The following is a 14,079-nucleotide window of genomic DNA, read 5'->3' as shown; positions in this document are numbered from 1 at the left end:
ACCTAGAAAGGCCAAAGCGGGCTGAGGAAGAAACGGTCGAGCCAACCCGGCTGGCTGGCATCGGCAAACGAGCCGGTTCCCGAATAAGTGATGCGTGCATCGGCGACCCGGGTCGACGGTACGGTATTGTCCGTTGCAATGTCGTCGGCGCGGATCATGCCGGCGATACGCACCAGTTCGTCACCGGTGTTGAGGGTCAGCCACTTCTCGCCACGCACGGCGATGATGCCGTTGGGCAGCACATCGGCAACGGTCACGGTAATTGAACCGGTCAACGTGTTGCCCTGCGCAGCCTTGCTGTCACCCTTGGTCGAGCGGTCGCCGCTGTAGCCGGCACTCAGGCTCAGGTCGCCACTGCCAAACGGGTTGTTGGTGGTGGCGGACGAGCCAAACAACGAGCTCAAGCCGATATCGGCGGTGCTGTTCTTGTCGATCTGCGAGTTGGCGTTCTTGCTCGCCGAGGTCCTCTCATTCAGGGTGATGGTGATGATGTCACCGACCCGGAATGCCTTGCGGTCGCTGTACAGGTTCTGATCGAAACCCGCCTGGTAGATCGAACCGTTGTTGGCCGCGGCCGGCAGTGGTGTACGCGGCAATACCGGCGCGTAGTACGGATCGTTGGGCTTGGGTGTCGGCGCAACGCAGCCGGCCAGCACAGCGATCCCACTCAGGGCAAGTACGGAAAACAGACGACTCATGACTCTGACCTCACGGTGTAACAGGCGCTGTTAAAGCGACCTCGAAGACTTCACTTACAGGTTCTGGGTAACGAACGAGAGCATCTGGTCGGCGGTGGAAATGACCTTGGAGTTCATTTCGTAGGCACGCTGGGTGGTGATCATGTTGACCAGTTCTTCCACGGTGCTGACGTTAGAGTTTTCCAGGGTCTGCTGCTGCACCACACCAAAGCCGTTCAGCCCCGGGGTACCGACTTGCGGCGCGCCACTGGCGGCGGTTTCCAGGAACAGGTTGCCACCCACGGCCTGCAGGCCGGCCGGGTTGATGAAGTCTGCGGTCTGGATGTTGCCGATGACCTGCGATGCCGGGTTGCCAGCGGTGGTGATCGACACGGTGCCGTCACGGCCGACAGTGAAGGTTTGCGCCTCCGGCGGCACCACAATCGCCGGCTCCAGGGCAAAGCCGCTGGCGGTGACGATCTGACCGTCGGAGTTCAGGTGAAAGGTACCGTCACGGGTGTAGGAGACCGTGCCATCCGGCTGCAGGATCTGGAAGAAACCGCGGCCATCGAGGGCCATGTCCAGCGGGTTCTCGGTGGTCTGCAGACTACCGGCGGTGAAGCTTTTCTGGGTGCCGACAATGCGTACACCGGTACCCAGCTGCAGGCCCGAAGGCAGCTCGCTGTCCTGGGTCGACTGGGCGCCTGCCTGGCGACGGGTCTGGTACAGCAGGTCCTGGAACTCGGCACGATCACGTTTGAAGCCGGTGGTCGAAACGTTGGCCAGGTTGTTGGAAATGGTGGTCAGGTTCATGTCCTGGGCGGACAAGCCTGTTTTACTGACCCAAAGAGCCGGAAGCATGCTGTTCTCCTCGCGCGCCTGTTTTACGGCGCTACGTCTGTGTAATTAGCCGATTTGCAAAACCCGAGCCATGGCTTCATCGCCTTCCTTGGCCGTGGTCATCATTTTGATGTGCAGTTCGAATTGACGGGACAGTGCCAGTACCGAGGTCATTTCCTCGACCGCATTGACGTTGCTGGTTTCCAGAAAACCCGACACCAGCTTGACGTCGGCATCGGCCGCAGCCGGTTGACCATTGGTGGTGTGGATCAGGCCATCAAGGCCTTTGGTCATGGTTTTCAGGTCTGGGTTGACCATCTTGATGCGGTCGACTTCAGCCATCACCCGCGGCCCCTCGCCCATGGCACGGATGCTGATCGTGCCGTCTTCACCGACCTCGATCTTCTGCTCCGGCGGCACCGCAATCGGTCCGCCATTGCCCATCACCGGCATGCCGTTGCCGGCACGCAGCACACCCAGGGCGTCAATGTTCATGCTTGCGGTGCGCACGTAGGCTTCACTGCCATCCGGCGCCTGCACGGCGATAAAACCGTCGCCACCAATGGCCACGTCCAGATCACGACCGGTTTCCTGCATCGAGCCTGGCGAGAAGTCCGTCGCCGGGCGCTCGGTCATGGCATAGGCACGCGCCGGAAAGCTGTCACCGAACACAGGCATCGAACGCGCCTGCTCCAGGTCGCGCTGAAAGCCGGTGGTGGAAATGTTTGCCAGGTTGTTGGCATGTGCCTTTTGCGCCAGCGCGTTCTGGCTGGCCCCGGTCATGGCCACGTACAGCATCTTGTCCACAGTATTCCTCCCCTGCGCTGGCGAACACTTGCCGTTCGCCGCTGCTTTGCAGTGCTTTAAGCAAGTTTCAAACCAACTTTGCGCCAGCAGCGCAAAGTCCCGCCACACAAGGGCCCGAGCGCCATGCAAGGACAAGAAGAAAAGAAGCGCCGTCGAAATTACGGCGCCAGCTTGCCGCTAGCGGCAACACTCAATAGGCGCGGCATGCCGCATTGTTGAAGGGACCGGCAAAACGTTTCCAGCCTTCGCCCGGCGAAAACTGTGCGCACACCAGACGCCCGTCAGCCTGGCTCTCCCAGCGATACCAGGCGGCAGCGTCCGCCCTCACCGCGGTTACCAGCAGTGCGGCACACACGCCCAACAACCATCGTCGCCACATGATCAGTCCCTCTGAAATGAAAGACCCCTTTCGAGAAAGGGGTCCGTCCACTGCTAACGCATCACAACCGCATCAGGTCATCTGAATGATGGTCTGCATGATAGTGCTCTGGGTCGAGATGGTTTTGGCGTTTGCCTGGTAGTTGCTCTGCGCCTTGATCAACTCGACCAGTTCGTTGGTCAGGTTGACGTTGGATGCTTCCAGCGAGTTGGAAGCGATCGAGCCCAGGGTCCCGGTTTTCGGCGCGTCGATACCCGGAATGCCCGAGGCGTAGGTTTCGGTCCAGCGGGTACCGCCCATTGGCTGCAGACCCTGCTCGTTGGCGAACGAGGCAACGGCCACCTGGCCAATGGCGCGAGACTGCTGGTTGCTGAAGCTGGCGAACATCACACCGCTGGAGTCGATGCTCAGGCTCGACAGGATACCGGTGGCATAACCGTCCTGGCTTTGCGACAGGCGCGTGGTCGGGGTGTTGTACGAGGTGGTCGCAGTCATGTCGATGGCGATGCCGCCAGCGTTGGCCTCGGAACCGTTGTTACCCCAGGTTGGCGGTGTGGTAGTGGCATCAGTGACGGTAGCCGGGATCCAGCCGGTCAGCTTGAAGACCTTGTTCACTACCTCGTAGCCAGAACCTGCCGCGCCGGCAGTCATAGTGTCGACGCTGCCGTCAGGCTTGAAGGTAATGGTACCTTCCAGTGCCTGCGGTGGCTCCTGGGTCGGATCGAGCGGATTGCGACCATCGATCAGGGTGTAGGACTTCCACTCGTTGGTGTCGGTCTTCACGTAGTACTGATCCATGACGTGCTCGTTACCCTGGCTGTCATAGATCTTGGTGGCGAAGGTCTTGTTCCAGGTGGAGTCATCGCTTGGGTCGAATGTCACCGTACCCGCAATGACCTTGTCCGACGAGTTCAGGTTGATGCCCTGATCGATCGAAGTCGTGGACTTCGGCGCCAGCGCCGAGGTATCGATCTTCAGGTCGGTCAACACGCCGTTGACGATCTTGCCGTTTTCATCCACACCGTAACCACGCAGACGCAGGCCATCGGCCGTCACTACGTAGTTGTCCTTGTTGGTCTGGAAGGCACCGGCGCGGGTGTAGCTGAGCGAGCCGTTGTCGCTCAGGACAAAAAAGCCCTGCCCCTGGATACCCATGTCCAGCACGTTGCCGGTGTTGGTGATTTCACCGTTGGTGAACTGCTGGGAAACCGAGGCCAGGCGCACGCCGTTGCCGACGCTCTGCGAGCCGACACCCAGTTTGTTGGCCGAATAGACGTCGGCGAATTCCGCGCGCGACGATTTGAAGCCGGTGGTCGCAACGTTGGCGATGTTGTTGCCGGTCACGTCCAGTTGTTTGTTGGCTGCATAGAGACCGCTAAGGCCGATATTGAATGACATCTTTCACTCCTTGTGCCGCGTTAGCCGGCTCTATATACCGATGGTTTGGACTTTGGACAGGGCGATGCTGCCCAGGCCGGCAAGATTGAGCATCATCTCGCCGCCGGTCTGACTGATCGTTACGCTGCTGACCGTGGCAGGCAGCATGGTGTACATGTCCAGCTGCTTGCCATCGATGGTGGTTTTGGCGCCGAAGGTGTAGGTACCCGGATCAACCTTCTCGCCTGCATCGTTGGTGCCGTCCCAGACGAAGGCCGCGTTGCCGGCTGCCTGCTCACCCAGCTCGATGGTCTTGACCACCTTGCCATCCTTGTCGGTGATGGTGACGGTGGCGTTGCTCAGCGATTGCGGCACAACCACCGAACCGTTGAAGCTCTTGGTGGTATCGACCACCGCCTTGTCCGTCTGGGCAATCACCGAGCGACCGACCAGCGAAGACGCCTGCAGCGCTTGCGACGATTTGTAGTTGCCGGAAATTGCCGTCACCGACTCGTTCAGCGAGGTAATTCCTTCCAGGCTGCTGAACTGCGCCAGCTGGGCCACGAACTCACTGTTGTCCTGCGGATCGAGCGGATTCTGGTTACGCATCTGGGTAACCAGCAACTGCAGGAACGCATCCTTGCCCAGGGTCTGGTTGCCCGTGGCACTGTTGGTTGCCGAGGCAACCCCGGTGGAGGTGCCGGTCGTAGAGGTCTTGGCCGACGCCTTGAGGACGTCGTTCAGGTTGACCCCGGCGGTGGTGTCGTTAACGCTTGCCATTGGCTTCGTCCTTTATCACTGACCCAGGGTCAGGACCTTCTGCATCATGGTCTTGGCCGTGTTCATCAACTCGGCATTGGTCTGGAACGAGCGGCTGGCAGAAATCATGTCCGCCATCTCCTCGACCACATTGACGTTCGGGTAGTAGACGTAGCCGTCCTTGTTCGCCGCCGGATGATTCGGCTCGTAGCGCGCCTCCAGATTGCTCTGGTCCTCCACCACACCCAGCACTTGCACACCCTGTCCGGCGGCATCCTGGTCCTGGAACAGCGACTGGCTGACACCGGCCTGGGCGTTCTGGAACGTCGTGGCAAACACCGGATGACGGGCACGGTAGGTTTGATCGATGCTCGACGACACGGTCTCGGCGTTGGCAATGTTCGAAGCGACGGTATTCAGGCGCGTGGTTTGCGCACTCATGCCGCTACCGGCAATGTTGAAGACACTGGCGAGGGACATGACTTACTCTCCGCGCAGGGCCGATACCAGCCCTTTGAATTTACTGTTGAGCAGCGTAAAGCTGGCCTGGAAACCCACGGCGTTTTCCGCATAGCTCGATTGCTCGAGCTGGGCATCGACGGTGTTCTGGTCGATCGACGGCTGCATCGGCGTGCGGTACTGCAAGGTGTCGTCGGCCATGGCCAGCCCCTCGGCATCGATATGCCGGGTGTTGGTGCGATCCAGCGCAAAGCGGCCGGTCTTGGTTTTTTCGCTCTCGGCAGCCAGCACCGAAGCGAAATCCATGTCGCGCGCCTTGTAGTTGGGCGTGTCGGCGTTGGCGATGTTGTTGGCCAGCACTTCAGCACGCTGAGCGCGGAAGCCCAGTGCCTTTTCGTGAATGCCGAGCGCTTTGTCGAAGCTGATGCTCATGTCGGGGAAACCTTCGAAGGTTTTTCGTTGACTGAGCTAGAGCAAGAGCCATGCCAAAAAACAAAACCCCGCAAATACGGGGCCCTGAAGGATTTGCCACTGGCGGCAATGCCAGAAAAGCGGCAAAGGATTTCCGCTGCCGCCAGCAAAGTGGCAAAAAAAAGCGGCAAGTCAGACGCTGCAAGCGGCAAGAAAAGCCCACCGCGATCAGCGTGTAAGTTGCCGCTTTCAGCAGGCTGCTTGCCGCTTATTTGGCCTGATAGATGATTCCCGGGCTGCACTGAACCATCTGGTAATGATCAGGCAGACCATTGAGCGCCTCTGATGCCCCGAGGAACAGGTAGCCACCCGGCTTGAGCGTGCTGTGAATGCGCAGCAGGATGTCTTTCTTGACCTGCGCCGAGAAGTAGATCAGCACGTTGCGGCAGAACACGATGTCGAACTTGCCCAGGCTTGCGTAGCTGTCGAGCAGGTTGAACGAGCGAAACTCCACACGGCTGCGAATCGGTGCCTTGACCGCCCAACGCCCTGGCGCCTTCACGTCAAAATAACGCTGCAGGCGCTCCTGGGACAAACCACGGGCAATCGCCAGGCTGTCGTATTCGCCACTCTTGCAGTTGGTGAGCATGGACCCGGACAAATCGGTGGCAACAATCTGTGCCCCCATCTTCAACTGGCCAATATTGCTGCGCTCGAATTCATCAATTGCCATGGAGATCGAGTACGGCTCCTGCCCCGAGGAACAGGCCGCCGACCAGATACGCAGGCGCTGCCCGGGGTTGGCCTTGATCTGCTCGGGCAACACCTTGTTCTTCAGCACTTCGAAGGGATAGGTATCGCGAAACCAGAGTGTCTCGTTGGTGGTCATGGCATCCACCACCTGCTCACGCAAGCCACTGCGCGGCTGGCTCTGAATGCGCTGCACCAGCTCTGTCAGGGACTTGATACCCTGCTGCTCCATCAGCTTGTTGAGACGGCTGGAGACCAGGTACTGCTTATTTTCGCCCAGCAGGATGCCACAGGCTTTTTCCAGGAAGACCCGGAACTGTTCGAAATCCAAATTACCCGTAGACAATGATGCCGCCTCTTAAATCGTGTGAACCGCCAGGGGCTGGACCCCTGGCCGTTAGTGCGTAGCCTTGATGCGATCGACAACGCGCTGGGCGAGGTCGTCTGGCTTGAATTTGGCCAGGAAGTCATCTGCCCCGACCTTCTTGACCATCGCCTGGTTGAACACTCCGGAAAGCGAAGTATGCAGGATGATATGCAGCTTTTGCATGCGCGGGTCGTTGCGAATCTCGGCGGTCAGGGTGTAGCCATCCATCTCCGGCATCTCGATATCGGAGATCATCATCAGGAACTCGTCTTCCGGACGCTTGCCCTCATCCACCAGCTTGCGCAGGTAATCGAGCGCCTGACGGCCATCATTGAGCGCCACCACTTCGACCCCGACGGTTTGCAGGCAACGGCTGACCTGCTTGCGCGCCACCGACGAATCGTCGACGGTCAGCACCCGCAGCAACACTGCCTTGTCCTGCACCTCGGCATCCACCACACCGGCCGAGATGGACTCGGAGGTCGGCGCGACTTCGGCGAGGATCTTCTCCACGTCGATGATCTCGACCATCTTGTTGTCGACGCGCGTCACCGCCGTCAGGTAGTGATCGCGACCGGTCCCCTTGGGTGGCGGATGGATCTCTTCCCAGTTCATGTTGACGATGCGTTCCACCGAGTGCACCAGAAAACCCTGGGTCTTGGTGTTGTACTCGGTGATGATCACGAAACTGTTGCTTGTTTCTTCACGCAGACCGGGCATCCCGGTCGCCATCGCAAGATCCAGGATCGGGATGGTTGCCCCACGAATATTCGCCACACCGCGCACTACCGGGTTGGACTTTGGCAACACGGTCAGGGGTGGGCATTGCAGCACTTCCCGCACCTTGAACACGTTGATCCCGTAGAGCTGATCACCATTGAGGCGAAACAACAGCAACTCCAGGCGATTCTGTCCAACCAATTGCGTGCGCTGGTTAACCGAATCCATTACACCAGCCATGCCAGACTCCTTCACCAAACGCTACAGGCTACGTACCCAGTCGGCACGCGCTTTGCTTTTTTTAATCGTATGAACACGAAAACGACATTTTTCCGACGCCTGACCTGCCTTCTGCCTGGCTTCCTTGCTGCGCTGTGCCTGTTGATGCCAGGCACCCGCCCCTTGGCTGATTCTTTCACCTTGCCTGAACAGCTTATCGGTGTCACCCAAGGGTTTCTTGAATTCACCGTCGAAGATTACCTGGCCAGCAGCCAGACCGAAGGACGTTATGAAATCCAGGTCAACACCCTTGACCCGCGCCTGCGCATGCCCCTGTGTGACCGCCAACTGGACGCCAGCCTGGAAAGCCCTGCGCAGCCTCTGGGCCGGGTTACCGTCAGGGTGCGTTGCGCAGGCAGCGGTCCTTGGACGGTGTTTGTGCCCGCCCAGGTACGTCTGTTTCGCAATGTCGTGACCGTTACCCGCCCGCTCAAGCGCGAAAGCATTGTCGGTGAGCAGGACGTCGCCCTGCGCGAGCGCGACGTAGGCACGCTCAACCAGGGATTCCTGAGCAGCCTGGACCAGGCGATCGGGCTCAAACTTATCCGACCGACGGTCATGGACCAGGTGCTGACGCCTCAACACCTGGAGCAGGCCGAGGTGATCCGCAAGGGCGATCAGGTGGTGATCACCGCGCGCAGCGGCAGCCTGAGCGTGCGCATGCCCGGCGAAGCCCTGGCCAAAGGCGGCCTGAGCGAACAGATCCGGGTGCGCAACCTCAATTCAAAACGGGTGGTCAAGGCCAGGGTAACCGGGCCGGGCCAGGTGGAAGTGGCCATGTAAACGCTAAATCAGCAAGAACTCTGGCGATCAGGAACTGCTTTTCCTAAACTGTGTCCCATTGGGAGCCCAGACGTGCCGCTCACGGCTGCAATGCAATTGCGCCTAAAGTTTCTTTCGGGTTGGCCGAAAACAAGGCAAGCGTCCATATACCCAGAGGTTTTCTGATCATGGTCATCGACATCAGTCGTTTGAATAATTCTCCGTCAGTGACTGGCGTGCGTACTGGCAACAGCCAGGAAAACACTGCCAGCACCGTAGCCACCAAGGCCGACAGCGTCGCCCAGGGCAGCGCCAGCGGAGAAACCGTACACCTCAGCCAAGAGGCACAGCAGTTGCAAAAGGTCAGCGATAAGCTGCGCGACCAGCCGATTGTCAACAGCGCCCGTGTGGCCGAGTTGAAACAGGCTATCGCCGACGGCAGCTATCAGGTCGACAGCAACCGCGTCGCCAGCAAACTGCTAAATTTCGAAGCCCAGCGCTAGCCCCTGGCGCGCTGACTTCAGGACGCTTGAACCAAAGAGCCAGCCATGCACGACACTACCTTGCTGCAATTGATCGAAGACGATTTTGCTCCAGCGCAACAACTGCTCGACTTGCTGCAGGCCGAATCAACTGCCCTGCACGGTCGTGACATGCCGCTGCTTGAAGACATTCTTGCGCGTAAGCAGTCGCTGGTGCTCCTCCTCGATCAGCAAGGCCGGCGGCGCAGTGAGTTACTGGCAGGTCTTGGCCTGAGCCCGGACCGCGAAGGTGCACAACAACTGGCCAGCCAGTCATCGCTGGGCGAGCTGCTGATGCAGCAACTCGATACCCTGGGCAAAATGCTCGCCGATTGCCAGGCAATCAATGAGCGCAATGGCCGCGCCATCACACTGCAGCAAAGCACCACCGCCAACCAGATCAGAATCCTCATGGGCGGAGAAGCACCTTCGCTCTACGACAGCCGTGGGTCGACCTCCCCCCTTTCCAAGCCGCGTGCACTCAGCCAGGCTTGATTCCCTGTATCAAGGCGCAGAACATACTGGCAAAATGCCGTTACTTGCGTGTGTCGTTTTTGCCTGGAGATTGATTAACCGTGTTCAATGAAGCAGAAGCTCCGCAGCCGCCGAAGGTGCTTACCACGCCTCTGGAAATTGCCGCCAACTTGCGGTCGCTGCAAGAGAGCCATGACCCGCTGATCATCACTTTCCATGAACGCAGCCAGCGTTTCCAGAGCTATGTGGTCGAAGTCGACCGCGAAAGCAATCGCCTGGCGCTCGATGAAATGATCCCCCGTGACGGTGAACGCTTCCTGGAAAATGGCGAGCCGTTTCGCGTCGAGGGCTTTCATGATGGCGTACGTATTGCGTGGGAATGCAACACGTCGCTGACCATCAGCGAAGTCGATGGCCATCGCTGCTATCGCGGCGCCCTGCCGAGCGAAGTGGCCTACCATCAGCGTCGCAACGCCTTTCGCGCCGCACTGAAGTTGTCACAGCTGGTTGATATCAAGCTCGACGGCGACAAGCTCAAAGGCAATGGCGATCTGCGCGGCAAGTTGCTGGACATCTCGGCCACCGGCTGCAAGCTGCGCTTCGAAGGCGATGTGACTGAGCGCCTGCAACTGGGCCAGGTGTACGAAAAGTTCGCCACCGGCACACCGCTTGGCTTGTCCCAGGTTGAAGTGGAGCTACGCCACCTGCACTTTGAAGAGCGCTTCAACACCACCTTCGCCGGCGTGCGCTTTCACAACCTGAACGGGCAGATGCAGCGCAAGATTGAAACCTTCGTCTATCAACTGCAGCGCGAAGCACGCCGCTTCGATAAAGACGACTACTGAGCCAACAGCCTGCTCCCACACCTGTAGGAGCGGATTTATCCGCGAAGCCCGGCATAGCCGGGCCAGCGGCGTCTCACACCGGCGTCGGCTTCTCCTCCGGCTCGCCAGCGGTGCCCTCCTCCTTCGGTACAGCGTCTTCCTCGTCATCTTCGGTGTCTTCAGCCGCCACTGGCGCCTGCATCTGATCCTGTACGACCTGCTCATCAACCCGCGGGTCGAGCGCTGCCGACAACGGTGAACCGGCCGCCGGCATGGCCACGTGATTGAGCGGCGCATCGTCAACCTGATGCAGACCGGTAACGGCTTTCGGACGAATCCGCCAGACCAGCACCAGGGCAAAGAACACGAAGAAGGCATACAGCATCTGGGTGCCCAGCATTTTCATCAGCACCCCCGCCGCCAAGGGCCCGATACTGGCGCCGACACCGTAGGTCACCAGCAACATGGCGGTAAGCGACACCCGTCGCTCACTTTCAACATGGTCGTTGGAAAACGCCACCGCCAAGGGGTACAGGCAGAACTGCAGCAACGACACCACAAACCCGGCAACAAACAACACAACCAGCGGCACCGTCGGCATGATCGCCAGCGGCAATGCCGCCAGCGCCAGGCCCACCGCCACACTGCGAATCAGCAGCGCCCGGTCATAGCGGTCCGACAGCCAGCCCAGCGGCCACTGCACCACCAGGCCGGCAAAAATGCAGCAGCCCATGAACAAACCGACGTACTCGGTGCTCAAGCCCTGCTTGGCCGCATACAGCGGCGCCAAGCCATAGAAGGAGCCAACAATCAGCCCCGAGCCGAGCACTGTACTCAGCGACTGCGGCACACGTTTGATAAAGAAGCGCGGCTCCATGGGGGCCGGTCGCAGCGGTGCCGGGTGAATACGCCGGGTCATTGCCACCGGCACCAGGCACAGGGCAAAACACATCGCCACCAGCATCAACAGCTCAGGCCCCAGTTGCGGGTGCGCGACCAGAATCAGCTGACCGAGCACCAGCCCCAGGTAGGACGCGATCATGTAGCCGCTGAACACCATCCCGCGCTGCTTGGCGTCGGCTTGCTCGTTGAGCCAGCTTTCGATGACCATGTACTGGCACATCATCCCCAGGCCGACGATCACCCGCAGCACCACCCACGCCGGCAGCCAGCTGACCAGACCATGGCCAAGCACCGCCGCGCCGACAATGCCGGCACAGGTGGCGTAGGCGCGAATATGGCCGACCCGGGCAATCAGCCGGTGACCGATCTTGCCACCCAGGGCCAGACCAAAATAGTTGGCCGCCATCAGCGCACCTACCCACAGGCTATCGACATGGTCGGCCGTCAGGCGCAAGGCCAGGTAGGTACTCAACAGGCCAGAGCCGATCAACATCATCAGCGCGGCAAAATACAGCGCGCGAAAAGACTTCCAGATCTGTCGCATCAGCGTCCCTAACGGCTCCTTGAACAGGTGGGAAAAACTGCTTGAAAGCATAAGTGAAAATAGCGGCGCTGCAGGCGCCAGGCATAAAAAACAGGCAGCAGACCTTCATTGAAAAATGTCTGCTGCCTGCCTCAATCATCTCCCATCGCAGTGATCGCTGCGTTGCCAAAACTACGCTTGAGTTGCCAAAACGCGACGTTCCCATGGGGTGATTTCGTCAAAGAAGCTGGTCAGCTCCATGGTTTTGGTAGCGATGTAGCCGTCGATGAATTCCTTACCGAACAGTTCGCGCGCCAGCTCACTGCGCTTCAGACGCTCGAGGGCCGCATGCAAGGTACACGGCAGGCTCAAATGATCGGGCACTTCGAACTCGCCCTGGATTGACGCTGTCGGTTCAAGCTGCTGCTCGATGCCGTGCAGGCCTGCCGCCAGGCTGGCGGCAATGGCCAGGTAGGGGTTGGTATCGGCGCCCGGCAGGCGGTTTTCCACCCGGCGTGCCACCGGCGCACTGGCCGGGATTCGCAGGCCCGCCGCACGATTGTCTTCGGACCAGCAGGCATTGTTGGGCGAGGCGTAGGGATGGCACAGCCGCTGGTAGGAGTTCACGTTGGGGGCGAACAGAGCCGTGAAGTCGGCCATGCAGGCCTGCTGGCCGCCGATGAAATGGTAGAAGGCTGGTGTAGGTTTGCCTTCGTCATCACTGAACACATTACGCCCGCTGCCGATCTCCACCACGCTTTGATGGATGTGCATCGAGCTGCCTGGTGTGTGGGCCAGCGGCTTGGCCATGCACACCACGGTGAGGCCATGCTTGAGCGCCACTTCTTTGAGCAGGTGCTTGAACAGCAGGGTCTGGTCGGCCAGCAACAGCGGATCGCCATGCAGCAGGTTGATCTCGAACTGGCTCACACCCATTTCATGCATGAAGGTGTCACGCGGCAAGCCCAGGGCTTCCATGCAGCGATAGACTTCATTGAAGAAGGGGCGCAGACCGTTGTTGGAGCTGACACTGAACGCCGAGTGGCCCTCTTCGCGGCGACCATCCTTGCCCACGGGCGGCAGGAACGGCTGGGTGGGGTCGGTGTTGGGGGCAAAGACAAAGAACTCGAGCTCGGTCGCCACCACCGGCGCCAGCCCCCGCGCCGCATAACGGGCAATCACTGCCTTGAGCAAACCACGGGTGGAAAGCCCGGAACTGATACCGCTCAGTTCGACCGCATCACAGATCGCCAGCGCACGCGGCTCGTCGCTCCAGGGCAGGCGATAAATATGTTGCGCATCCGCCACCAGGGCCAGGTCGCCATCATCGCTGCCGTAGAAACGCGCAGCGGGGTAACCGCCCATGATGCATTGCAGCAGCACGCCTCGCGCCATCTGCAAACGGCGGCCTTCGAGAAATCCCGCAGCGGTCATTACCTTGCCGCGCGGTACGCCATTGAGGTCTGGCGTTACGCACTCGATCTCATCGATGCCCGTCAATCGCTCGGCGAGAGAGCGGTGGCCACTGGTCGTCATGACGCTATCCTTATTGTTTTCGCATGCCGGTATCGGCGACACCTACAACATAGGCATTGGCTGTTCGAAATTTCAAGCACCCAAAGCCCTGGTGATCGTAATTATCTACACGCGATGCATCCTCACTCAGGCCGGCAAGGTCAGGCCATTGGCCGGCAGCGGCAGCGCGGTCTTGTAGCGCACCTGCTTCAAGGCAAAGCTCGAGCGGATGTTGGCCACACCCGGGAGACGCGTGAGGTAGTCGAGAAAGCGCTCCAGCGCCTGGATGCTTGGCAGCAGTACCCGCAACAGGTAATCCGGGTCCCCGGTCATCAGGTAGCACTCCATGACCTCCGGGCGCTCGGCGATCTCTTCCTCGAAACGGTGCAGGGATTGCTCCACCTGCTTTTCGAGGCTGACATGAATGAACACATTGACGTCCAGCCCCAGCACTTCCGGCGCCAGCAAAGTCACCTGCTGGCGAATCACGCCCAGCTCTTCCATGGCTTTGACCCGGTTGAAACAGGGCGTCGGCGACAGATTGACCGAACGCGCGAGCTCGGCGTTGGTAATTCGCGCATTTTCTTGAAGGCTATTGAGAATGCCAATGTCAGTGCGATCCAGTTTACGCATGAGAAAATTTCACCTGTTTTTTGTCTTTATAAAGAATGTTTATCCGCAAGCCCGAGCAAAGGCAATGAACTTGAGATAAATATTCTTCAGGCGCCCGAA

At 59.6% G+C, this 14,079-nt stretch carries 17 protein-coding genes; 4 read left to right on the top strand and 13 right to left on the bottom strand.

Features of this window, described 5'->3' with window-relative positions:
- Positions 1-2: 2 nt before the first annotated feature.
- The 10 genes from flgH to DM813_RS15710 all read right to left on the bottom strand — a co-directional run bounded on the left by flgH (position 3) and on the right by DM813_RS15710 (position 7,786).
- The gene (flgH, locus tag DM813_RS15755) at positions 3-698 is read right to left on the bottom strand and encodes a flagellar basal body L-ring protein FlgH (protein ID WP_128324321.1); all 696 of its coding nucleotides are present in this window, start codon (positions 696-698) and stop codon (positions 3-5) included.
- Between the two features lie 54 nt (positions 699-752).
- Positions 753-1,538 (bottom strand): flagellar basal-body rod protein FlgG, encoded by a 786-nt coding sequence (gene flgG / locus DM813_RS15750; protein WP_128324320.1) that lies wholly within the window; start codon positions 1,536-1,538, stop codon positions 753-755.
- A 45-nt stretch (positions 1,539-1,583) separates the two neighbouring features.
- Positions 1,584-2,324, bottom strand: a complete 741-nt coding sequence (gene flgF / locus DM813_RS15745; protein ID WP_128324319.1) for a flagellar basal-body rod protein FlgF — start codon at positions 2,322-2,324, stop codon at positions 1,584-1,586.
- A gap of 190 nt (positions 2,325-2,514) precedes the next feature.
- Positions 2,515-2,703 carry a hypothetical protein gene (locus DM813_RS15740; RefSeq protein WP_128324318.1) on the bottom strand — a complete coding sequence of 63 codons (189 nt, stop codon included), beginning with the start codon at positions 2,701-2,703 and terminating at the stop codon, positions 2,515-2,517.
- A 72-nt stretch (positions 2,704-2,775) separates the two neighbouring features.
- The gene (gene flgE / locus DM813_RS15735) at positions 2,776-4,101 is read right to left on the bottom strand and encodes a flagellar hook protein FlgE (RefSeq protein WP_128324317.1); all 1,326 of its coding nucleotides are present in this window, start codon (positions 4,099-4,101) and stop codon (positions 2,776-2,778) included.
- A 30-nt stretch (positions 4,102-4,131) separates the two neighbouring features.
- Complete coding sequence (flgD, locus tag DM813_RS15730) at positions 4,132-4,860, bottom strand: flagellar hook assembly protein FlgD (RefSeq protein WP_128324316.1); 729 nt, start codon at positions 4,858-4,860, stop codon at positions 4,132-4,134.
- Between the two features lie 15 nt (positions 4,861-4,875).
- A complete protein-coding gene (gene flgC / locus DM813_RS15725; protein ID WP_128324315.1) occupies positions 4,876-5,319 on the bottom strand; it encodes a flagellar basal body rod protein FlgC in 444 nt (147 codons plus the stop codon).
- A gap of 3 nt (positions 5,320-5,322) precedes the next feature.
- The gene (flgB, locus tag DM813_RS15720; RefSeq protein ID WP_128324314.1) at positions 5,323-5,730 is read right to left on the bottom strand and encodes a flagellar basal body rod protein FlgB; all 408 of its coding nucleotides are present in this window, start codon (positions 5,728-5,730) and stop codon (positions 5,323-5,325) included.
- Positions 5,731-5,977: 247 nt separating this feature from the next.
- The gene (gene cheR, locus DM813_RS15715; protein ID WP_128324313.1) at positions 5,978-6,805 is read right to left on the bottom strand and encodes a protein-glutamate O-methyltransferase CheR; all 828 of its coding nucleotides are present in this window, start codon (positions 6,803-6,805) and stop codon (positions 5,978-5,980) included.
- A gap of 51 nt (positions 6,806-6,856) precedes the next feature.
- A complete protein-coding gene (locus DM813_RS15710; protein ID WP_128324312.1) occupies positions 6,857-7,786 on the bottom strand; it encodes a chemotaxis protein CheV in 930 nt (309 codons plus the stop codon).
- Between the two features lie 69 nt (positions 7,787-7,855).
- Between DM813_RS15710 and flgA the strand changes: the two genes are divergently transcribed.
- From flgA to DM813_RS15690, 4 genes are all read left to right on the top strand, one after another.
- Positions 7,856-8,608, top strand: a complete 753-nt coding sequence (gene flgA, locus DM813_RS15705) for a flagellar basal body P-ring formation chaperone FlgA (RefSeq protein ID WP_128324311.1) — start codon at positions 7,856-7,858, stop codon at positions 8,606-8,608.
- Between the two features lie 167 nt (positions 8,609-8,775).
- Positions 8,776-9,090: a flagellar biosynthesis anti-sigma factor FlgM gene (flgM, locus tag DM813_RS15700; protein WP_128324310.1), complete on the top strand. Its 315-nt coding sequence runs from the start codon at positions 8,776-8,778 to the stop codon at positions 9,088-9,090.
- A 45-nt stretch (positions 9,091-9,135) separates the two neighbouring features.
- Complete coding sequence (locus DM813_RS15695) at positions 9,136-9,603, top strand: flagella synthesis protein FlgN (RefSeq protein WP_128324309.1); 468 nt, start codon at positions 9,136-9,138, stop codon at positions 9,601-9,603.
- A gap of 80 nt (positions 9,604-9,683) precedes the next feature.
- Positions 9,684-10,427 carry a flagellar brake protein gene (locus DM813_RS15690; RefSeq protein ID WP_128324308.1) on the top strand — a complete coding sequence of 248 codons (744 nt, stop codon included), beginning with the start codon at positions 9,684-9,686 and terminating at the stop codon, positions 10,425-10,427.
- 73 nt (positions 10,428-10,500) lie between these two features.
- On the opposite strand, the gene DM813_RS15685 is transcribed toward DM813_RS15690, so the two are convergent.
- The 3 genes from DM813_RS15685 to bkdR form a co-directional block, all read right to left on the bottom strand.
- Positions 10,501-11,853: an MFS transporter gene (locus tag DM813_RS15685; RefSeq protein ID WP_128324307.1), complete on the bottom strand. Its 1,353-nt coding sequence runs from the start codon at positions 11,851-11,853 to the stop codon at positions 10,501-10,503.
- 171 nt (positions 11,854-12,024) lie between these two features.
- The gene (locus DM813_RS15680; RefSeq protein ID WP_206617413.1) at positions 12,025-13,266 is read right to left on the bottom strand and encodes a glutamine synthetase family protein; all 1,242 of its coding nucleotides are present in this window, start codon (positions 13,264-13,266) and stop codon (positions 12,025-12,027) included.
- A 228-nt stretch (positions 13,267-13,494) separates the two neighbouring features.
- Positions 13,495-13,980 (bottom strand): Bkd operon transcriptional regulator BkdR, encoded by a 486-nt coding sequence (gene bkdR, locus DM813_RS15675; protein ID WP_128324305.1) that lies wholly within the window; start codon positions 13,978-13,980, stop codon positions 13,495-13,497.
- Positions 13,981-14,079: the final 99 nt, after the last annotated feature.

Source organism: Pseudomonas alkylphenolica (genome assembly GCF_004025535.1).
GTDB lineage: Bacteria > Pseudomonadota > Gammaproteobacteria > Pseudomonadales > Pseudomonadaceae > Aquipseudomonas > Aquipseudomonas alkylphenolica_A.
This window is presented reverse-complemented; position numbering and strand designations above follow the sequence as displayed.